The organism is Scandinavium sp. (genome assembly GCF_036271055.1).
In the GTDB taxonomy this organism is placed as follows: domain Bacteria; phylum Pseudomonadota; class Gammaproteobacteria; order Enterobacterales; family Enterobacteriaceae; genus Scandinavium.
In genome coordinates, this window is sequence record NZ_DATBBJ010000059.1 from 132,354 (window position 1) to 151,834 (window position 19,481).

20 protein-coding genes are annotated in these 19,481 nt (G+C 54.1%); 15 read left to right on the top strand and 5 right to left on the bottom strand.

The genetic code is table 11. The features are described from left to right. The first annotated feature begins 104 nt into the window (after positions 1-104). From aqpZ to hcr, 4 genes are all read left to right on the top strand, one after another. Complete coding sequence (gene aqpZ / locus VH187_RS08620; RefSeq protein WP_329701046.1) at positions 105-800, top strand: aquaporin Z; 696 nt, start codon at positions 105-107, stop codon at positions 798-800. A gap of 124 nt (positions 801-924) precedes the next feature. Next, complete coding sequence (locus VH187_RS08625; protein ID WP_329701047.1) at positions 925-1,824, top strand: LysO family transporter; 900 nt, start codon at positions 925-927, stop codon at positions 1,822-1,824. A 144-nt stretch (positions 1,825-1,968) separates the two neighbouring features. Beyond that, positions 1,969-3,621: a hydroxylamine reductase gene (gene hcp / locus VH187_RS08630; RefSeq protein ID WP_329701048.1), complete on the top strand. Its 1,653-nt coding sequence runs from the start codon at positions 1,969-1,971 to the stop codon at positions 3,619-3,621. A gap of 10 nt (positions 3,622-3,631) precedes the next feature. Then, on the top strand, positions 3,632-4,600 hold the full coding sequence (gene hcr / locus VH187_RS08635; protein WP_329701049.1) for an NADH oxidoreductase: 969 nt from the start codon (positions 3,632-3,634) through the stop codon (positions 4,598-4,600). 39 nt (positions 4,601-4,639) lie between these two features. On the opposite strand, the gene VH187_RS08640 is transcribed toward hcr, so the two are convergent. Continuing rightward, positions 4,640-5,074 (bottom strand): DoxX family protein, encoded by a 435-nt coding sequence (locus VH187_RS08640; protein ID WP_329701050.1) that lies wholly within the window; start codon positions 5,072-5,074, stop codon positions 4,640-4,642. A 152-nt stretch (positions 5,075-5,226) separates the two neighbouring features. On the opposite strand from VH187_RS08640, the gene poxB reads away from it, so the two are divergent. From poxB to VH187_RS08660, 4 genes are all read left to right on the top strand, one after another. Continuing rightward, the gene (gene poxB / locus VH187_RS08645) at positions 5,227-6,945 is read left to right on the top strand and encodes a ubiquinone-dependent pyruvate dehydrogenase (protein WP_329701051.1); all 1,719 of its coding nucleotides are present in this window, start codon (positions 5,227-5,229) and stop codon (positions 6,943-6,945) included. 153 nt (positions 6,946-7,098) lie between these two features. Further along, complete coding sequence (ltaE, locus tag VH187_RS08650; protein ID WP_329701052.1) at positions 7,099-8,100, top strand: low-specificity L-threonine aldolase; 1,002 nt, start codon at positions 7,099-7,101, stop codon at positions 8,098-8,100. Between the two features lie 9 nt (positions 8,101-8,109). Beyond that, positions 8,110-9,552: an SDR family oxidoreductase gene (locus tag VH187_RS08655; protein WP_329701053.1), complete on the top strand. Its 1,443-nt coding sequence runs from the start codon at positions 8,110-8,112 to the stop codon at positions 9,550-9,552. A gap of 87 nt (positions 9,553-9,639) precedes the next feature. Further along, on the top strand, positions 9,640-10,653 hold the full coding sequence (locus VH187_RS08660; protein ID WP_329701054.1) for an NAD-dependent epimerase/dehydratase family protein: 1,014 nt from the start codon (positions 9,640-9,642) through the stop codon (positions 10,651-10,653). A 3-nt stretch (positions 10,654-10,656) separates the two neighbouring features. Here VH187_RS08660 and VH187_RS08665 read toward each other — a convergent pair whose 3' ends face one another. Then, a complete protein-coding gene (locus VH187_RS08665; RefSeq protein ID WP_329701055.1) occupies positions 10,657-11,499 on the bottom strand; it encodes an N-acetylmuramoyl-L-alanine amidase in 843 nt (280 codons plus the stop codon). Next, on the bottom strand, positions 11,496-11,819 hold the full coding sequence (locus tag VH187_RS08670; RefSeq protein ID WP_329701056.1) for a heavy metal-binding domain-containing protein: 324 nt from the start codon (positions 11,817-11,819) through the stop codon (positions 11,496-11,498). The genes VH187_RS08665 and VH187_RS08670 overlap by 4 nt, the downstream gene beginning before the upstream one ends. Before the next feature lie 110 nt (positions 11,820-11,929). Here VH187_RS08670 and VH187_RS08675 point away from each other — a divergent pair, with 110 nt between their 5' ends. The 6 genes from VH187_RS08675 (at position 11,930) to artJ (VH187_RS08700) (ending at position 16,429) form a co-directional block, all read left to right on the top strand. Beyond that, a complete protein-coding gene (locus VH187_RS08675) occupies positions 11,930-12,442 on the top strand; it encodes a lipoprotein (protein WP_329701057.1) in 513 nt (170 codons plus the stop codon). Positions 12,443-12,650: 208 nt separating this feature from the next. After that, on the top strand, positions 12,651-13,379 hold the full coding sequence (gene artP, locus VH187_RS08680; protein ID WP_329701058.1) for an arginine ABC transporter ATP-binding protein ArtP: 729 nt from the start codon (positions 12,651-12,653) through the stop codon (positions 13,377-13,379). 20 nt (positions 13,380-13,399) lie between these two features. Beyond that, a complete protein-coding gene (gene artJ, locus VH187_RS08685) occupies positions 13,400-14,131 on the top strand; it encodes an arginine ABC transporter substrate-binding protein (RefSeq protein ID WP_329701059.1) in 732 nt (243 codons plus the stop codon). A 6-nt stretch (positions 14,132-14,137) separates the two neighbouring features. Continuing rightward, positions 14,138-14,854: an arginine ABC transporter permease ArtQ gene (artQ, locus tag VH187_RS08690; protein WP_329701060.1), complete on the top strand. Its 717-nt coding sequence runs from the start codon at positions 14,138-14,140 to the stop codon at positions 14,852-14,854. Then, a complete protein-coding gene (gene artM / locus VH187_RS08695) occupies positions 14,854-15,522 on the top strand; it encodes an arginine ABC transporter permease ArtM (RefSeq protein WP_329701061.1) in 669 nt (222 codons plus the stop codon). Before artQ ends, artM begins: the two co-directional genes overlap by 1 nt. Positions 15,523-15,697: 175 nt before the next feature. After that, positions 15,698-16,429 (top strand): arginine ABC transporter substrate-binding protein ArtJ, encoded by a 732-nt coding sequence (artJ, locus tag VH187_RS08700; RefSeq protein WP_329701062.1) that lies wholly within the window; start codon positions 15,698-15,700, stop codon positions 16,427-16,429. Positions 16,430-16,543: 114 nt separating this feature from the next. Here artJ (VH187_RS08700) and VH187_RS08705 read toward each other — a convergent pair whose 3' ends face one another. Both VH187_RS08705 and VH187_RS08710 read right to left on the bottom strand, forming a co-directional pair. Continuing rightward, positions 16,544-18,016: a sensor histidine kinase gene (locus tag VH187_RS08705; protein ID WP_329701063.1), complete on the bottom strand. Its 1,473-nt coding sequence runs from the start codon at positions 18,014-18,016 to the stop codon at positions 16,544-16,546. Next, positions 18,013-18,735, bottom strand: a complete 723-nt coding sequence (locus VH187_RS08710; RefSeq protein WP_329701064.1) for a response regulator transcription factor — start codon at positions 18,733-18,735, stop codon at positions 18,013-18,015. Before VH187_RS08710 ends, VH187_RS08705 begins: the two co-directional genes overlap by 4 nt. A gap of 139 nt (positions 18,736-18,874) precedes the next feature. Between VH187_RS08710 and VH187_RS08715 the strand changes: the two genes are divergently transcribed. Then, the gene (locus tag VH187_RS08715; protein ID WP_329701065.1) at positions 18,875-19,474 is read left to right on the top strand and encodes a cytochrome b/b6 domain-containing protein; all 600 of its coding nucleotides are present in this window, start codon (positions 18,875-18,877) and stop codon (positions 19,472-19,474) included. Positions 19,475-19,481 lie beyond the last annotated feature (7 nt).

A 19,481-nucleotide genomic window follows, 5' to 3' on the forward strand; every position in this document is an offset into this window, starting at 1 on the left:
TCTAAAATAACGGTTCTTAATTATGTCGTCTTCCCTTTGTGGCGATAAATAATGTCCGGTGCAGGATTTCCTGACACCGTCACTGTTATTTTTTTGAGGTGGTTATGTTTAGAAAACTTGCTGCAGAATGTTTTGGTACATTCTGGCTTGTATTTGGCGGTTGCGGTAGCGCAGTACTGGCAGCTGGCTTCCCGGAATTAGGTATTGGTTTTGCAGGCGTCGCGCTGGCATTTGGTTTAACCGTTTTGACGATGGCTTATGCTGTTGGTCATATTTCCGGTGGTCACTTTAACCCGGCAGTCACTTTAGGTCTGTGGGCAGGCGGTCGTTTCCCAACCAAAGACATTGTGGGTTATATCGTGGCTCAGGTTATCGGCGGCATTATTGCTGCGGCGGTACTGTATCTGATTGCCAGCGGCAAAACCGGTTTTGACGCAGCAGCCAGCGGTTTCGCGTCCAACGGTTACGGTGAACACTCACCGGACGGCTACTCTATGCTGTCTGCTATCGTGATTGAAATCGTTCTGACCTGCGGCTTCCTGCTGGTTATCATGGGCTCTACAGACAAATTTGCACCGGCAGGCTTCGCGCCCATTGCCATTGGTCTGGCACTGACCCTGATTCACCTGATCAGCATTCCTGTCACCAACACCTCTGTGAACCCGGCGCGTAGCACCGCGGTCGCTATTTTCCAGGGTGGTTGGGCACTGCAACAGCTTTGGCTGTTCTGGGTAATGCCAATCATTGGCGGCATCCTTGGCGGCGTGCTGTACCGCACTCTGCTGGAAAAACGTGACTAATCCTCACTGAGTTTCCCGAAAGGCCCGGTACTCCCGGGCCTTTTCTTTTTCTGGTGGCTTTACTCCCTTCCGCGCTTTCGGTAGTGTCAGATGCGCTTTTACACTCTAAAGGACCGGGCCGTTCATGTTTTCGGGATTGCTGATTATTCTTGTGCCGCTGATTGCGGGTTATTTGATTCCACTTCGCCAGCGTCATGCGCTGCAGTTGATTAATCGCCTGCTGAGCTGGATCGTGTACGTCATTCTCTTTTTTATGGGCATCAGCCTGGCCTTTCTCGATAACCTGGCCAGCAACCTTCTCGCCATTTTCCATTATTCTGCTGTCAGTATTGTGGTTATTCTGCTGTGCAATATTATTGCCCTGCTGTGGCTCGAGCGAACCCTTCCTTGGCGACATAATCACAGCCAGGAGAAATTACCCTCACGCATCGCGATGGCACTGGAATCATTACAGCTGTGCGGTGTGGTATTACTGGGCTTTCTGCTTGGCCTTACAGGCTGGCCGATTTTACAACATGCCACCGAAGCCAGTGAATATACCCTGATATTCCTGTTATTCCTGATTGGTATTCAGCTTCGCAATAATGGCATGACCCTCAGACAAATTGTCCTTAATCGCCGGGGAATGATTGTGGCCGTTGTTGTCGCCGCGAGTTCATTAGCGGGCGGTGTTATCAATGCCTTTATTCTCGACCTGCCGCTGAAAACCGGTCTCGCCATGGCATCGGGCTTTGGCTGGTATTCGCTTTCCGGTATTTTGCTCACCGAATCTTTCGGCCCGGTGATTGGCAGCGCCGCGTTCTTTAACGATCTGGCGCGTGAACTTATCGCCATTATGTTAATTCCAGGCCTGGTGTTGCGCAGCCGTTCAACGGCGCTTGGCCTCTGCGGAGCGACCTCAATGGACTTCACGCTACCGGTCTTACAACGCTCCGGCGGGCTGGAAATTGTCCCTGCGGCTATCGTCCACGGCTTTATCCTGAGCCTGTTGGTGCCGCTGCTGATGGCGTTTTTCTCCGCGTAATACTCCCATGGCGGTAGAGCCTTCTGCCGCCAAAATTGCGTTAAATCAATCTCCCTTTAAATTGCCCGACAATTCTCTTTTCACCCTTCCACCACAGGCATACCCTTAAACATGTATTTCAAATATAACTTTAAAGGTGTGACCATGTTCTGTGTGCAATGTGAACAAACCATTCGTACTCCAGCCGGTAACGGTTGTGCTTATTCGCAAGGAATGTGCGGCAAAACCGCGCAAACGTCTGACCTACAGGATCTGCTGATCGCCACGCTGCAAGGGCTCTCTGCCTGGGCGCTGAAAGCCCGTGAGTTTGGCATCATCAGCCACGAAGTCGACAGTTTTGCCCCGCGCGCATTCTTCTCTACCCTGACCAACGTTAACTTTGATTCCCCCCGCATCGTCGGTTATGCGCGTGAAGCCATCGCCCTGCGAGAAGCGCTGAAAGCGCAGTGTCAGGCGAAAGACGCCACTGCCGCAGTCGATAACCCAATGGCCGGTTTACAGCTGGTGAGTGATGATCTGGGTGATTTACAGCGTCAGGCCGAAATGTTCACCCCAAACAAAGACAAAGCCACGATTGGCGACAATATTCTCGGTCTGCGCTTGCTGTGCCTGTACGGCCTGAAAGGGGCGGCGGCGTATATGGAACACGCCCACGTGCTCGGCCAATACGACAACGACATTTACGCGCAATACCATAAAATCATGGCGTGGCTCGGCACCTGGCCTGCCGACATGGAGGCGCTTCTGGCATGTTCGATGGAAATCGGCCAGATGAACTTCAAAGTGATGAGCATTCTGGATACAGGCGAAACCAACGCTTACGGTCACCCGACGCCAACGCAGGTCAACGTAAAATCCGTTGCCGGTAAAGCGATCCTGATTTCCGGCCACGACCTGAAAGACCTCTACAACCTTCTGCAACAAACCGAAGGCACCGGCATTAACGTGTATACCCACGGTGAAATGTTGCCTGCGCACGGTTACCCGGAACTGCGTAAATTTAAGCATCTGGTCGGCAACTACGGCAGCGGCTGGCAGAATCAGCAGGTGGAATTCGCCCGTTTCCCTGGCCCCGTTGTGATGACCTCTAACTGCATTATCGACCCTACCGTCGGCGACTATGACGATCGCATCTGGACGCGCAGCATCGTCGGCTGGCCGAATGTCAGCCATCTTGAAGGCGACGATTTCACTCCAGTTATCGAACAGGCACAGAAGCTAGCTGGCTTCCCGTATGATGAAATCGAACACCTGATCACCGTCGGCTTCGGTCGCCAGACGTTGCTCGGCGCGGCGGATACGCTTATCGATCTGGTCAGCCGTGAAAAACTGCGCCACATCTTCCTCGTCGGCGGTTGTGACGGCGAACGCACCGAGCGCAGCTACTTCACGGATTTCGCCACCAGCGTGCCGGACGACTGTCTGGTGATGACTCTGGCCTGCGGTAAATACCGTTTCAACAAACTGGATTTCGGCGACATCGAAGGCCTGCCGCGTCTGGTCGATGCCGGTCAGTGTAACGATGCCTACTCGGCGATTATTCTGGCGGTCACGCTGGCTGAAAAACTCGGCTGCGGCGTGAACGATTTGCCGTTGTCGCTGGTGCTTTCCTGGTTCGAGCAAAAAGCGATTGTCATTCTGCTGACCCTGCTGTCGCTCGGCGTGAAAAATATCGTCACCGGCCCAACAGCGCCGGGCTTCCTGACGCCGGATCTGTTGGCTGTGCTAAACGAAAAATTCGGTCTGCGTGCCATCACCACCGTAGAACAAGATCTGCAACAGATGCTGTGTGCGTAAGGAGAAAATAATGACGATGCCTACGGCTCAATGCCCATGGCGGATGCAGGTTCACCACATTCAGCAGGAAACGCCGGATGTGTGGACGCTGTCGCTGCTGTGTCACGACTCTTACTCCTATCGCGCCGGGCAGTATGCGCTGGTGAGTATTCGCAACTCTGCGGATACGCTGCGCGCCTATACGCTCTCATCCACGCCGGGTGTGAGCGAATACATTACGCTGACCGTTCGTCGTATTAATAACGGCGCAGGCTCTGAATGGCTAACCCGCGACGTTAAACGCGGTGATTATCTGTGGCTGTCGGATGCGCAAGGTGATTTCACCTGCGAAGACAAACCTACCGATAAACTGCTGTTGTTGGCCGCAGGCTGCGGTGTCACGCCTGTGATGTCGATGCGTCGCTGGCTGGCAAAAAATCGCCCGGAAACCGATGTACAGGTGATTTTCAGCGTCCGTTCGCCTGAGGATGTAATTTTCGCCGAGGAGTGGCGCAATTATCCGGTGACGCTGGTTGCGGAAAATAACGCCACGCACGGCTTTGTCGCCGGGCGACTGAGTCAGTCCATTCTGCAAAGCGTCCCCGATTTGGCCGCTCGCACCGTCATGACCTGTGGCCCTGCGCCGTACATGGAATGGGTGGAAGAGAATGTGAAAGCGCTTGGCGTCACGCGCTTTTACAAAGAAAAGTTCTTCACGCCTGTCGCCGAAGCAGCCACCAGCGGGCTGAAATTCACCAAGCTGCAACCGGCGAAGGAGTTTTATGCGCCGGTCGGCACCACGCTGTTGGAAGCGCTGGAAAGCAATAAAGTTGCGGTGAATGCAGCCTGTCGTGCGGGCGTTTGCGGCAGCTGTAAAACGCGCGTAGTCAGCGGAGAGTACAGCGTCAGCAGCACCATGACGCTGAGCGATGAAGAGCAGAAACAGGGTTATGTGCTGGCCTGTTCCTGTCATCCTCAAAGCGATTTGGTTCTGGCCTGATCAAAACGCCCGGCAAGCGCTCAGCGCCGCCGGGCATTTTTAATTGAGTGAAGACTGACTGCCGAACGCGTAACGCCCGGCTCCGAGACAAACTATCGCGAGCGCGGCGACAAAATAATACACCAGGCTTTCAATCGCCCAGGCCCCTACCGCATCCAGCGCGAAGGTTTTTCCTGTGCCGACCATCAGCCACGCCACCACCATCGTGAATGCCAGCACCAGCGCGGAAGGCCGCGTGAAAATGCCGAGAATAATCAGACACGGCGCAACCACTTCCCCCACTAACACACCGTAAGCAATAAACCCCGGCAACCCTTTCGCCACCAACATGGCGCTAATGCCATCCACGCCGTGAAACAATTTATGAAGTCCGTGAAACAGCATTAACCCGCCCACCGCCAGGCGCAGCAACAGCCTACCGAGATCGTCATACGATCGCGGTTTTCGGCTGCCCATTAACATAGATTTAACCATTTGAAGTTATTCCTTATTTTCCCTAAACCAAAATCAGCTTACGCCGAAGAATGATGCCAATAAACCTGCTGAAAATAAGGGGATTTAGTCGGGCACGCCAGTGAGTTTCATCTAAGCTTGTAAGCGGTATCACAAAAAGGAGAAGGAAACCCATGAAACAAACGGTTGCTGCTTACATTGCGAAAACGCTTGAACAAGCCGGGGTAAAAAGAATTTGGGGCGTCACGGGAGATTCCCTCAATGGGCTGAGTGACAGCCTGAACAAAATGGGCACGATCGACTGGATGGCAACGCGCCACGAAGAGGTCGCCGCCTTTGCCGCAGGCGCGGAAGCGCAACTGACCGGCGAACTGGCGGTGTGCGCTGGTTCTTGCGGGCCAGGCAACCTGCACCTGATAAACGGTTTGTTCGATTGCCACCGCAATCACGTGCCGGTGGTTGCCATCGCCGCGCACATTCCTTCCAGCGAAATCGGCAGCGGGTATTTCCAGGAAACCCATCCAGCGGAGTTGTTCCGCGAATGCAGCCATTATTGCGAACTGGTTTCTACGCCGGAACAAATCCCACAGGTGTTAGCTATTGCGATGCGCAAAGCGGTGCTTAACCGCGGCGTGTCGGTGATCGTGCTACCCGGTGATGTGGCGCTGAAAGCCGCCCCGGAATCCGCGACCACCCACTGGTATCACGCGCCGCAGCCCGTTGTGGTGCCGGAAATGGAAGAACTGCGTAAACTCGCCCAACTGCTGCGCTACTCCAATAACATCGCGCTGATGTGCGGCAGCGGCTGCGCCGGAGCACATAAAGAGCTACTGGAATTCGCCGCTAAGCTGAAATCACCGATCGTTCACGCCATGCGCGGCAAAGAGCATGTCGAATACGATAACCCTTACGATGTCGGCATGACCGGGCTTATCGGATTTTCTTCAGGTTTCCACACCATGATGAACGCCGATACGTTAGTGCTCCTCGGCACGCAGTTCCCGTATCGTCCTTTCTACCCGACCGACGCCAAAATCATTCAGATAGACATTAACCCCGCAAGCATTGGTGCGCACAGCAAGGTCGACATGGCGCTGATAGGCGATATCAAAGCTACGCTCGCCACCCTGATGCCGCTGCTGGAAGAGAAAACTGACCGGGCGTTTCTGGATAAAGCGCTGGAGCATTACCGTGACGCGCGCAAAGGGCTCGACGATCTGGCGAAGCCGAGCGAAAAAGCGATCCACCCGCAATATCTGGCGCAGCAGATCAGCCATTTCGCCGACGATGACGCCATTTTCACTTGCGATGTCGGCACGCCAACGGTGTGGGCCGCACGTTATCTGAAAATGAACGGTAAACGCCGCCTGCTTGGCTCGTTCAACCACGGGTCGATGGCAAACGCCATGCCGCAAGCGTTAGGCGCGAAAGCAACCATGCCGAATCGCCAGGTGGTCGCAATGTGCGGCGACGGTGGTTTCAGCATGTTGATGGGGGATTTTCTGTCCGTCATCCAGCTTAAACTACCGCTGAAAATCGTGGTGTTTAACAACAGCGTGCTCGGCTTCGTGGCGATGGAAATGAAAGCCGGAGGCTATTTGACCGACGGCACCGAACTGCATGACACCAACTTCGCCAATATTGCCGAAGCCTGCGGCATAACCGGGATCCGCGTTGAAAAATCTGCCGATGTGGATGAGGCGTTACAACGCGCATTCAGTATCGATGGTCCGGTGCTGGTCGATGTCGTCGTCGCGAAAGATGAACTGGCTATTCCGCCACAAATTAAACTCGAACAGGCCAAAGGATTCAGCCTGTATATGCTGCGCGCGATCATCAGTGGACGCGGCGATGAAGTTATCGAACTGGCGAAAACCAACTGGCTCAGGTAAAAGTATCCTTTTAATTAAAGACACAAAATCATTCATGTTGCATCAAGGCGGCAAGTGCGAAAATTCCAGGAGCATAGATAACTATGTGACTGGGATTTTCGCACGCAGCCAACACAGAGGCAGCGTGAAGGATGAAGTGTAAAAGGAAATGCCGTGATCGATTTACGTAGTGATACCGTTACCCGCCCGAGTCGCGCCATGCTGGAAGAGATGATGGCCGCCCCGGTCGGGGATGATGTGTATGGAGATGACCCAACCGTTAATGAACTGCAACGCTATGCGGCAGAACTCGGCGGTAAAGAAGCCGCCCTGTTTCTGCCGACCGGCACCCAGGCCAACCTGGTGGCGTTACTGAGCCACTGCGAGCGTGGCGAGGAGTATATTGTCGGCCAGGGCGCGCATAACTATCTGTACGAAGCCGGCGGTGCGGCTGTATTAGGCAGCATCCAGCCACAACCGATTGATGCCGCCAGCGATGCCACGCTACCGCTCGATAAAGTCGCTGCCAAAATTAAAGCCGACGATATTCACTTCGCCCGCACCAAACTGTTAAGCCTCGAAAATACCCATAACGGCAAAGTGCTGCCGCGCGAATATCTGAAACAGGCGTGGGATTTCACTCGTGAACGTGGATTGGGTTTGCACGTGGACGGCGCGCGTATTTTTAATGCGATTGTGGCGTATGGCTGTGAACTGAAAGACGTCACGCAATATTGTGACTCCTTCACGATTTGTCTCTCCAAAGGCCTCGGCACGCCTGTTGGTTCGCTGCTGGTCGGTAACGCGGATTACATCAAACGTGCCAACCGCTGGCGTAAAATGACCGGCGGTGGTATGCGTCAGGCGGGTATTTTGGCCGCTGCGGGCCTGTATGCTCTGAAAAATAACGTCCAGCGTTTACAGGACGATCACGACAATGCAGCATGGATGGCTGAGCAACTGAAAGAAATTGGCGCTGACGTAATGCGTCATGACACCAATATGCTGTTCGTGCGAGTGGGTGAAGAAAATGCGGCGGCGCTGGGCGAACATTTTCGTGCTAACGGCGTGCTGATCAACGCCTCGCCGATTGTGCGCCTGGTGATGCATCTGGACGTGAATCGTCAGCAATTGGCGGAAGTTGTCAGCCACTGGAAAACCTTTTTACATCGCTAAGGAGTGAGCGTGTCGCAAACAATTCTGGTGCTCGGCGCCAGCGGCTATATCGGCCAGCATCTGGTCACCGAACTGAGCGCGCGCGGATACACCGTGCGGGCTGCGGCACGAAACACGGATCGTCTGCAAAAACTGGCGCTGCCCGGCGTCAGCTGTCATCACGTTGATCTCAACTGGCCGAAAGAACTGCCCGCGCTGCTCGAAGGTGTGGATACGGTTTATTTTCTGGTTCACGGCATGGGCGAAGGCGGGAATTTTGTCGCCCATGAACGTCAGGTGGCGCTCAACGTGCGCGATGCCCTGCGGCAACAGCCGGTGAAACAGGTTATCTTTTTAAGTTCTCTGCAAGCGCCCGAAAATGAACAATCGGATCACCTGCGTGCTCGTCAAATAACCGGTGAGCTTCTGCGTGAAGCGGAAATCCCGGTGACTGAACTGCGGGCCGGTATTATCGTCGGCGCAGGTTCTGCGGCGTTCGAAGTGATGCGAGACATGGTGTATAACCTGCCGGTGCTCACGCCGCCGCGCTGGGTGCGCTCACGGACCACGCCGATTGCGCTGGAAAATCTGCTGCATTATCTGGTGGAGTTACTCAATCATCCGGCAGAAAAGCATCGTGTTCTGGAAGCCGCCGGGCCAGACGTGCTGAGCTATCAGGAACAATTCGAACATTTCATGCGTATCAGCGGTCGCCATCGCTGGCTGATCCCTATTCCCTTCCCCACCAGTTGGATTTCGGTGTGGTTTTTAAATGTCATCACCTCCGTACCGCCGACGACGGCCAAAGCGCTGATCCAGGGTCTGAAGCACGATCTGCTGGCGGACGATCGTGAACTGCGTGAGCTTATCCCGCAAAAATTGATCTCTTTTGACGATGCCGTGCAGAGCACGTTGAAAGAAGAAGAGCAGTTGATGAACTCCAGCGACTGGGGTTATGACGCGCAGGCGTTTGCCCGCTGGCGGCCTGAATATGGATACTTTCCTAAACAGGCAGGCTGTACCGTCAAGACGTCCGCCAGCCTCGAAGCACTGTGGCAAGTCGCCAACCAACTCGGCGGTAAAGAGCGTTATTTCTTCGGCAATATCCTGTGGGATATTCGCGCCTCGCTGGACCGCATGATCGGGCATAAGCTCGCCAAAGGCCGTCCGGAACGTGACATGCTGGAAACCGGTGATGCGGTAGATAGCTGGAAGGTGATCATCGTCGAGCCGCAGAAACAGCTGTCATTGCTGTTCGGCATGAAAGCGCCGGGCCTCGGACGTCTCACTTTTAGCCTGAAAGATAAAGGCGATCATCGCGAAATTGACGTTCGCGCCTGGTGGCATCCGCACGGTATGCCAGGCTTATTCTATTGGTTGCTGATGATCCCGGCACATCTGTTCATTTTTAAAGGCATGGCCAGGCGCATGGCAAAACTCGCCGAAGAAATCACGCATAAATCAGCAAAATGAGAATTTTTCTTCGCAGTTTCCCATTGCAACTCAGCGTAATTCACGGAAAAATGCGCACGAAATTCTTTTCAGACACAGTGGATTGATATGAAGGTACTGGTCACCGGGGCCACCAGCGGTTTAGGCCGCAACGCGGTGGAATATCTGCGCCGTAAAGGCATCAGCGTCAGAGCAACCGGTCGCAACGAAGCGATGGGTCGACTGCTGGAAAAAATGGGCGCTGAGTTTGTCCACGCGGATCTGACCGAGCTGGTATCTTCACAGGCGAAAGTGATGCTCGCCGGCATTGATACGCTGTGGCACTGCTCCAGTTTTACCTCCCCGTGGGGCACCCAGAAAGCCTTTGATTTAGCGAATGTTCGCGCCACCCGCCGCCTGGGCGAATGGGCCGTGGCCTGGGGGGTGCGCAATTTCGTGCATATATCATCACCGTCGCTCTATTTTGATTATCACCATCACCGTGACATCAAAGAGGAGTTCCGCCCTCAGCGTTTTGCCAATGAATTTGCCCGCAGCAAGGCCGCAGGCGAAGAAGTGGTTGAGCTGCTGGCGCAGGCGAACCCGAATACCCGCTTTACCGTTTTGCGCCCACAAAGCCTGTTCGGGCCACACGATAAAGTGTTTATTCCGCGTCTGGCGCAAATGATGCACCACTACGGTAGCGTGCTGCTGCCGCGCGGCGGTGCGGCGCAGGTGGATATGACCTATTACGAAAACGCCGTTCATGCGATGTGGCTCGCCAGCCAGCCGCTGTGTGATTCACTGCCCTCTGGGCGAGTCTATAACATCACCAACGGCGAACCGCGCAGCCTGAAAAGCATCGTGCAGAAACTTATCGACGAGCTGGATATCCCATGCCGCATCCGTTCGGTGCCTTATCCGATGCTGGATATGGTGGCCCGAAGCATGGAGAAGTTTGGCAATAAAGCGGCAAAAGAACCGTCGTTCACCCATTATGGCGTGTCGAAGCTGAACTTTGATTTCACCCTGGATATCAGCCGCGCCGAGCAAGAGCTGGGCTATCAGCCCATCGTGACCCTCGATGAAGGGATCACGCAAACGGCCCTTTGGCTGAAAGATCACGGCAAGCTGCCGCGTTAACCGTCAGCCCTGACCGTATTTTTCCAGCAGCGCTTCGGCGATGGCCTGAGTTTCAGCATCGGCCACGCCGTCCCAACGAGACTGACGGAAGTGCATCTGGAAGGCCATGATCACCCGTTTTTTCTGGGTGTAGCTCATGCCGGGCGTCACCTCATAGCCATAGCGTGACAGCAAATCCAGTACCGAGAACATCGCTACCGGCTGCGATGGTGCGCGTCCGTTGAGATAAAATGCTACCCGACTGGGTTCCGGCCACGCACCGATTCCCTGCTGCGCCAACTCGCGCCACGGAAACTCGGGGCCCGGGTCGTCTTTACGCTGCGGGGCAATATCCGCATGCGCCACCACGTTCTGCGGCTCAATGTGATACCGGGCAATGATGTCTTTCGCCAGTGGGATCAGCGCGTTAATTTGCGCCTCGGCAAACGGCGTGAAGCTTTTCACCCCCGCCGTTTTCTGCCAGCCGTGATTTTCCAGCTCGATACCAATCGAGGTGTCATTTATACGCGTAGCCCCACGCCAGAAACTGACGCCAGCATGCCAGGCCAGGTCCTGCTCCGGTACAAGTTGCCAGATGAGCGGTTTGCCCTTGCGCATCGGCGGAACTTCCGGGATCAGATAATGGGTGCTGACCTCTCTGCCCGTCAGCGTATCGAGCGAGTTCTCAAAATCACCTGCGGTGTAATGAATGACCAGCACTTTGATGCGCGGGTACGCGTTCGGGGCAGGATGGTTGGTGTCGAGCAAGTAGCCCGGTTTGCTGACGATGCCCTGCCGCGCGGCTTCTTTCTCACCGGAGCATCCCGCCAGCAACAGCGCCAGAACAAGGGGGAGTAAACGCTTCATCGACGGACTTTAACGGCGGTGCCGCTCACGCTGACCATCAGCATACTGCTGTCTTTGCCGACGGTTTCATAATCGATGTCGATGCCGACTACGGCATCCGCGCCCAGCGCTTTCGCCTGTTCTCCCAATTCTTTAAAGGCGATTTCACGCGCTTTGCGTAGTTCTTTCTCATACGCGCCAGAACGGCCGCCAACGATATCGCGGATCCCAGCGAAAAAATCACGGAAGATATTCGCGCCCAAAATGGCTTCGCCCGTCACTACGCCGCAGTATTCCACGATGGTTTGCCCTTCCAGGGTCGGTGTGGTTGAAAATTGCATTCGTCCTCCTTCTTCAATACCTTAGCTCGGTTAATCAAACACATTATCGTCCCGATACGCTATGCTTGAAAACATCTAAATACCGTAGTCAGTCTATAAGGAAATCACTCATGCGCTATTCTGCCGCTGCACTTCTTGTCCCTTGCGCACTTCTGCTCAGCGCCTGTACCACCGTCACGCCTGCCTTTAAGGACATCGGTACGCGTTCAGGCTCTTGCATGGAAGGCGGCCCGGACGCCGTCGCCCAGAAATTTTACGACTATAGCATCCAGCACCGTACTACTGATTTGACTGCTCTGCGTCCTTATCTGAGCGATGACCTCGCGAAAGTGCTTAACGATGCGAATAACGATCCGAACAAGCGTGCCCTGTTGCAGCAAGAACCGTTCTTCAGCCGCTCAACGCCACCTGACAGCGCTGATGTCGCGAGCAGCTCGACCATCCCGAATACCGATGCCCGTAACATTCCGCTACGCGTTGAACTGAAACAGGGTTCGGACCGCTGGCAGGATGAAGTCCTGATGATCCGTGAAGGTCAGTGCTGGGCTGTAGATGACGTACGTTATCTCGGCGGCACAGTCCACGCCCCGGCGGGTACGCTGCGCCAGACGCTCACTAAGTAAAATCTCCCTCTAATCACTCAGGGTAAATGTCTGGCATTCTGTGACGAATGCCGACATTTATTCCTCCGCCCCTGCACCCTCGCTATTTTGTGCTAACTTTAAGTGTAAACACGGTTTACATATAAGTTTTAACGCAGAAATATTGCATAACTATTCTGTGAACGTTACTATTTGCGGCCTCAATAGCTATCGGTGTCAGATTTCCCGGATGAGTATAAAACTAGAAGGCATTAACTGCTTTTACGGCGCACATCAGGCGCTGTTCGACATCAATCTGCATTGCCCGCAAGGTGAAACGCTGGTACTGCTAGGCCCAAGCGGCGCGGGAAAAAGTTCGCTATTGCGTGTGCTTAACCTGCTGGAGATGCCGCGTTCCGGCACGCTTGCTATTGCTGGTAATCAGTTCAATTTCAGCAAACCCCCTTCCGAGAAGGCTATCCGCGACTTGCGTCAAAACGTCGGGATGGTCTTCCAGCAGTACAATCTGTGGCCGCACCTGACCGTGCTGCAAAACCTGATTGAAGCCCCTTGCCGCGTGCTCGGTTTATCCAAAGAGCAAGCGTTGGACCGTGCTGAAAAACTGCTGGAGCGTCTGCGCCTGAAACCCTACAGCGACCGCTATCCGCTGCATTTGTCCGGCGGTCAACAGCAGCGAGTGGCGATTGCCCGTGCGCTGATGATGGAACCGCAGGTTCTGCTGTTTGATGAGCCAACCGCCGCGCTTGATCCGGAAATCACCGCCCAGATTGTCAGCATTATTCGCGAGCTGGCGCAAACCCAGATTACCCAAGTGATCGTCACCCATGAAGTCGAAGTGGCGCGTAAAACCGCCAGCCGTGTGGTGTATATGGAAAACGGTCACATCGTCGAACAAGGGAACGCGGACTGCTTTGCCAATCCGCAGACCGAAGCCTTTAAAAACTATCTTTCACACTGATGTTTTCAGGAACAATGACAATGAAAAAAATCGTGATTGCCGCGCTGCTTGCAAGCGTCAGCCTTTCTGCCGGTGCCGCTCAGACTATTCGTTTTGCGATGGAAGCTTCTTACCCTCCGTTTGAATCCATGGATGCCAGCAATAAGATTGTCGGCTTCGATGTGGATCTGGCGAACGCACTGTGCAAACAGATTGACGCCACCTGTACGTTCACCAATCAGGCGTTCGACAGCCTGATCCCAAGCCTGAAATTCCGTCGTTTCGACGCCGTGATTTCCGGAATGGACATCACGCCAGAGCGTGAAAAACAGGTGCTGTTCACCCAGCCGTACTATGAAAACTCCGCGCTGTTCGTCGGCCAGAAAGGCAAAGTGGCAGACATCGCTGGGCTGAAAGGCAAAAAAGTCGGCATGCAAAACGGCTCTACACACCAGAAATTCATCACCGATAAGCACCCGGAAATCACCGTCGTGCCTTACGACAGCTATATGAACGCCAAGCTGGATATGCAGAATGGTCGTATCGATGCGGTCTTCGGTGACACCGCCGTGGTGACCGAGTGGCTGAAAGCCGATCCGAAACTGGCCGCTATTGGCGATAAAGTGACGGACAAAGACTACTTTGGCACTGGCCTCGGTATCGCCGTGCGTCAGGGTAATGCCGATCTGCAACAGAAGCTGAATACGGCGCTGGATCAAGTGAAGAAAGACGGCACTTACCAGACCATCTACAGCAAATGGTTCCAGAAGTAAGCCTTGATGAACGAAATGTTTCCATTAGCAAGTGCCGCCGGGATGACCGTCGGCCTTGCCGTTTGTGCTCTGGCGATTGGCCTGGTACTGGCGATGATCTTTGCGATGTGGGAGTCAGCTAAATGGCGTCCTGTCGCGTGGGTCGGCACCGGTCTGGTCACCGTTCTGCGTGGATTACCGGAAATTCTGGTGGTCCTGTTCATCTATTTTGGCTCGTCGCAGTTGCTGCTTCTGCTTTCGGATGGCTTTACGTTAAACCTCGGTTTTGCGCAAATCCCGGTTCAGGTGCAGATTGAAAACTTCGACGTCAGCCCGTTCCTCTGTGGGGTGATTGCACTATCCCTGCTTTATTCCGCCTACGCCTCGCAGACGCTGCGCGGTGCGCTGAAAGCGGTGCCGCAGGGCCAGTGGGAATCCGGTCAGGCGCTCGGGTTGTCCAAAGCGGCAATCTTCTTCCGTCTGGTGATGCCGCAAATGTGGCGTCATGCGCTGCCTGGGCTCGGTAATCAGTGGCTGGTGCTGCTGAAAGATACCGCGCTGGTGTCGCTCATCAGCGTGAACGATTTAATGTTGCAGACTAAAAGCATCGCCACCCGCACTCAGGAACCGTTCACCTGGTACATCGTGGCGGCGGCAATTTACCTCGTTATCACCCTGCTCAGTCAGTACATTCTCAAACGCATTGACCTGCGCGCGACTCGCTTTGAACGGAGACCAGGCTGATGCTTGAGTATTTACCCGAACTGCTGAAAGGGCTGCACACCAGCCTGACGCTGACCGTCGCGTCTATTGTGCTGGCGCTAATTATGTCGCTGATTTTCACCATCATCCTGACGCTGAAAACGCCCGTGTTGGTGTGGATTGTTCGCGCCTACATCACGCTCTTTACCGGCACGCCGCTGCTGGTACAGATCTTCCTGATTTACTACGGCCCGGGCCAGTTTCCGCAGTTGCAGAACTATCCGGTGCTGTGGCATCTGTTGTCTGAGCCGTGGCTGTGCGCCATGATTGCCCTCTCGCTTAATAGCGCCGCCTATACCACGCAATTGTTCTATGGTGCGATCCGAGCAATACCGGAAGGCCAGTGGCAATCCTGCGGCGCGTTGGGGATGAGCAAGAAAGATACGCTCGCCATTTTGCTGCCGTATGCGTTTAAACGCGCCCTCTCCTCGTATTCCAACGAAGTGGTGCTAGTGTTCAAAAGCACCTCGCTGGCCTACACCATCACATTGATGGAAGTGATGGGTCACGGACAACTGCTTTACGGACGTACCTACGATGTGATGGTGTTCGGTGCCGCCGGTCTGGTGTATCTGGTGGTCAACGGCCTGTTGACGTTGATGATGCGCCTTATCGAGCGTAAAGCGCTGGCGTTTGAACGCCGCAACTGATCCTGCATAAAATATCGACAACAAAGCGGGCTATCACCAGACAGCCCGCTTTTTTTTTCAATCGACAAAATATATTTAATCAATTTAATTGCATATAAATTCACAAAATGGCAAGGTTATTCCTATACCTTACACGGGGCACAACATCATAAGATTGACCGACGGGAGTTTTACCATGAAGAAACTTATTCTGGCTGCACTGCTTGCTACTGTTGCCGCAGGCGCTAACGCGGCAGATAAAATCAGCTTTGGCGTCTCCGCCACCTATCCACCGTTTGAATCCCTCGATGCTAACAACCAAATCACCGGTTTTGATATCGATTTGGCGAAAGCGTTATGCAAACAGATCCAGGCGAATTGCACCTTCACCAATCACGCTTTTGACAGCCTGATCCCGTCGCTGAAATTCAAAAAATATGATGCCGTCATTTCCGGTATGGACATCACCCCTGAGCGCAGCAAGCAGGTGGCGTTTACCGACCCGTACTACGCCAACTCGGCGCTGGTGATTGCGAAAAAGGGTGAGTTCACCTCTTTCGAGCAGCTCAAAGGCAAGCGTATCGGCATGGAAAACGGGACAACGCACCAGAAATATTTGCAGGACAAACACCCGGAAGTGAAAACCGTGGCCTATGACAGCTACCAGAATGCGATTATCGACCTGAAAAATGGCCGTATTGATGGGGTGTTTGGCGATACGGCGGTGGTGAATGAATGGCTGAAAACCAATCCACAACTGGGCACGGCAACACCGAAAGTGACCGATGCACAATATTTTGGCACCGGCCTGGGCATCGCGGTTCGTCCGGATAATAAAGCCCTGCTGGAAAAATTGAATGCCGCGCTGAAAGCAATTAAAGCGGATGGCACATATCAAAAAATCAGCCAGCAGTGGTTCCCGCAGTAAGTTTGGTTTCGCCCGGCGGCGCAAGCTTGCCGGGCCTACAACACCCTCGGGTTTGACCACCGTTTAGAACCGGTAAGCGAAGCGCCACCGGGCAAAAAGCGGCTTATCGAACCTTTACAACGGCACAAAGAAGCGGAAACAGGCCCCTGCCGTTACATCCATTAAACGAATACCCCCGCCGTGTAACTCAAGCATTCGACGCACAATCAACAACCCCAGCCCGCCTCTGTCTTCACGCGCGCTTCTCGCGCTAAGCGCTGAAGGACGCTGGAACAATTGTTCGCGTAATTCCTGTTCAACACCCGGTCCGCTATCTGCCACTTCTACCTGCAGTTGCGCATTTTCCTGCCAGACGCGCAGTTGGATCGTGCCACCCTGTGGCGTATGGCGCACGGCGTTATCGAGAAGATTGGTTACCACTCGCTCAATCATCGACACATCAGCATTGACCAGTGGCAATAAGCGCGGCATCTCAACTTGCAGTTTCAATTTACGAGTCTCGATGGCGAGATCAAATTTCTGCGCCACATCCTGAATCAGCTCACCGATCGCAAAACGTTCCAGTTGTGGCTTGATACCACCATGCTCCAGTTTCGCCAGTTCGAACAACTGCTGCGACAGATGACGTACTTTATGCCCTTGACGCAGTGCAATGGCAAGATACTGACGGTTATCCTCCGGGGAAAGCGTGTCAGCTTTCATCGACAACGTTTCCAGATAACCGAGCAATGACGTCAGCGGCGTGCGTAAATCATGTGAAATATTGGCGATAAATTCGCGGCGTTGGCGATCGCTGTCAGAAAGCTCATCCCATTGGCTGGCGATTTTGCGGGCTAATTCGATAAAGGTGTTGTGCAGAATAGCCACTTCATTGGCCGCTTCAGCATCTGGCGTTTGTTGCGCCAACTGTTTAATGGCACTGATGCTGTCTTGATCCAGCCCACGCACATCCGCGGTAAGCTGTTTCACCGGGCGCGTCACGCAATACCAAACCATCACCCCCGCCAGCGTGCCAAACAGCGCCACCAGCAACAATGACCATAGCACGGTGCTCCATAGGGCTTTCTGCCAGGCGCTATCAGAAAGCGCATTTAAGTCTTCACCCTGCAAAATAATATACAGATAGCAGTGCAGTTCACCGTTCAGCCTGACGGGTGCCACGCTGAACACTTTCTGTTTTTCCAGACTGCGTGGATCGTCACCAAATATCGGCCACGCCGCGCCGCCCAAAAAGGTTTGTAACGGCGCGATATCGATTTTCTGTCGTTTGACGTGCCCTTCCGGCGCAGCGTCTGCCAGCAAATCCCCTTCGGGAGAAACCAGATACAGCTCAACGCTTGGGTTCAGCGTCATCAGGCGGCTAAACAGCGTTTGTAAGGCCGGGCGATTGACCTTGCCCTCTTTATCAAACAGCTGTTCGCTGTTCACAATTTGCTGTGCAAGACCGGCCGAAAGCCGCTGCACCATCGCACTTCCGTACTGAGAGGTGCTGTAAAGTTGCACGCTACACGCCGCCACCGCGCACATCAGGAGTATGGCGGTAAACACCAGCGTCAATCGCTGGCTGAGGCTTAAACGACGGATCATGGCGTGCCCTCGGTTTTCGTGCTGGCGAACTTGTAGCCTTTGCCCCAGACAGTGAGAATAATTTCGGGCTCGGCGGCATCCCGTTCAATTTTGATGCGCAGCCGGTTAATGTGCGTATTGACGGTGTGTTCGTAGCCTTCATGCTGATAACCCCATACGCGGTCCAGCAATGACAAACGGGAAAACACTTCGCCCGGATGGCGAGCGAACCAGTACAACAGGTCAAACTCACGCGGCGTTAGCTCGATTAATTCATCGCGCAGACGCACTTCGCGGGCCAGCGGATCGATACTCAGCCCATGGCAGGTAATCAACCCGCCTTCCATGCGGATGTTTTGCCCCATCGCCTCCTGGCGGCGAAAAAGCGCTTTTACGCGCGCGATCAGTTCCAGCACCGAGAAAGGTTTCGGCAAGTAGTCGTCGGCCCCCATTTCAAGGCCCAGCACGCGGTGCGTTTCACTGGTGCGCGCACTGATGATGATCACCGGTAAATAGCGCGTCATCTGGCGAATACGACGACAAATCTCCAGGCCATCGACGCCCGGGAGCATCAAATCAAGGATCACCGCATCCCACACCTGTTTTTCTAGCTGTACCAATGCCTGATTGCCATCTGCTTCGTGGACAATCTGATAACCCTCATCCTGTAGGTTCAGTCTCAGCAGCGTGGCGATATCCTGATCGTCTTCCACTAGCAGTATTTTCTTTGGGTTATTCATCGCTTTTCACCAACAGTATTTTATCCAAGCTTAACGCAGCAAGCCGCCGTGAGTTATCACATTTTATTTAAACTTCCGTGAGGATGTGGTGACCAATGGCAGCGCATGCTGAGGACATATCATTCACGGAGAGACGACCATGTCTTCAGAGCGTTCCAAAACGATTCACCCTCTATGGGTGCGCTGCTGTCACTGGGTTAATGCTATCGCCATTGCGGGGATGATGTTCAGCGGCTGGCGCATCTATAACGCCTCTCCCCTGTTCGATTTTACGTTTCCACGAGAAATCACCCTGGGCGGCTGGCTTGGCGGCGCATTGCAGTGGCACTTCGCGATGATGTGGGTGCTGGGCATTAACGGCGCAGTCTACCTGACGCTCGGCGTTATCAGCGGTCGTTTCAAACGTAAATTCTTTCCGTTATCTCCCCGCGAACTCTTTAACGACTTGCGTCAGGCACTGCGTGGCAAACTCGCGCACGCCGATCTCAGCCACTACAACATGGTGCAGAAACTGGCCTATGTCGGGGTGATTCTGCTGGGTATCGGGCTGGTGCTTTCCGGCCTCGTGTTGTGGAAATCGGTACAGTTTCCGCTATTACGCGAGTTATTGGGCGGCTATGAAACCGCGCGCTATATCCACTTTTTCTGCATGAGCGCGATGGCACTGTTCGTGGTTATCCATTTGCTAATGGTGCTGCTGGTTCCACGCACTTTACTCGCCATGCTGCGGGGCCGTTAAGGAGAAC

Excerpts from the sequence above, each read along its gene's own strand:
- artJ (WP_329701059.1), top strand. The coding sequence starts at position 13,400 with ATGAAAAAAATCGTGATTGCCGCGCTGCTTGCAAGCGTCAGCCTTTCT.
- poxB (WP_329701051.1), top strand. The coding sequence starts at position 5,227 with ATGAAACAAACGGTTGCTGCTTACATTGCGAAAACGCTTGAACAAGCC.
- artP (WP_329701058.1), top strand. The coding sequence starts at position 12,651 with ATGAGTATAAAACTAGAAGGCATTAACTGCTTTTACGGCGCACATCAG.
- artJ (WP_329701062.1), top strand. The coding sequence starts at position 15,698 with ATGAAGAAACTTATTCTGGCTGCACTGCTTGCTACTGTTGCCGCAGGC.
- VH187_RS08670 (WP_329701056.1), bottom strand. The coding sequence starts at position 11,819 with ATGCAATTTTCAACCACACCGACCCTGGAAGGGCAAACCATCGTGGAA.
- VH187_RS08715 (WP_329701065.1), top strand. The coding sequence starts at position 18,875 with ATGTCTTCAGAGCGTTCCAAAACGATTCACCCTCTATGGGTGCGCTGC.
- hcp (WP_329701048.1), top strand. The coding sequence starts at position 1,969 with ATGTTCTGTGTGCAATGTGAACAAACCATTCGTACTCCAGCCGGTAAC.
- VH187_RS08625 (WP_329701047.1), top strand. The coding sequence starts at position 925 with ATGTTTTCGGGATTGCTGATTATTCTTGTGCCGCTGATTGCGGGTTAT.
- VH187_RS08660 (WP_329701054.1), top strand. The coding sequence starts at position 9,640 with ATGAAGGTACTGGTCACCGGGGCCACCAGCGGTTTAGGCCGCAACGCG.
- VH187_RS08675 (WP_329701057.1), top strand. The coding sequence starts at position 11,930 with ATGCGCTATTCTGCCGCTGCACTTCTTGTCCCTTGCGCACTTCTGCTC.
- VH187_RS08705 (WP_329701063.1), bottom strand. The coding sequence starts at position 18,016 with ATGATCCGTCGTTTAAGCCTCAGCCAGCGATTGACGCTGGTGTTTACC.
- VH187_RS08710 (WP_329701064.1), bottom strand. The coding sequence starts at position 18,735 with ATGAATAACCCAAAGAAAATACTGCTAGTGGAAGACGATCAGGATATC.
- artQ (WP_329701060.1), top strand. The coding sequence starts at position 14,138 with ATGAACGAAATGTTTCCATTAGCAAGTGCCGCCGGGATGACCGTCGGC.
- VH187_RS08640 (WP_329701050.1), bottom strand. The coding sequence starts at position 5,074 with ATGGTTAAATCTATGTTAATGGGCAGCCGAAAACCGCGATCGTATGAC.
- aqpZ (WP_329701046.1), top strand. The coding sequence starts at position 105 with ATGTTTAGAAAACTTGCTGCAGAATGTTTTGGTACATTCTGGCTTGTA.
- hcr (WP_329701049.1), top strand. The coding sequence starts at position 3,632 with ATGACGATGCCTACGGCTCAATGCCCATGGCGGATGCAGGTTCACCAC.
- VH187_RS08665 (WP_329701055.1), bottom strand. The coding sequence starts at position 11,499 with ATGAAGCGTTTACTCCCCCTTGTTCTGGCGCTGTTGCTGGCGGGATGC.
- artM (WP_329701061.1), top strand. The coding sequence starts at position 14,854 with ATGCTTGAGTATTTACCCGAACTGCTGAAAGGGCTGCACACCAGCCTG.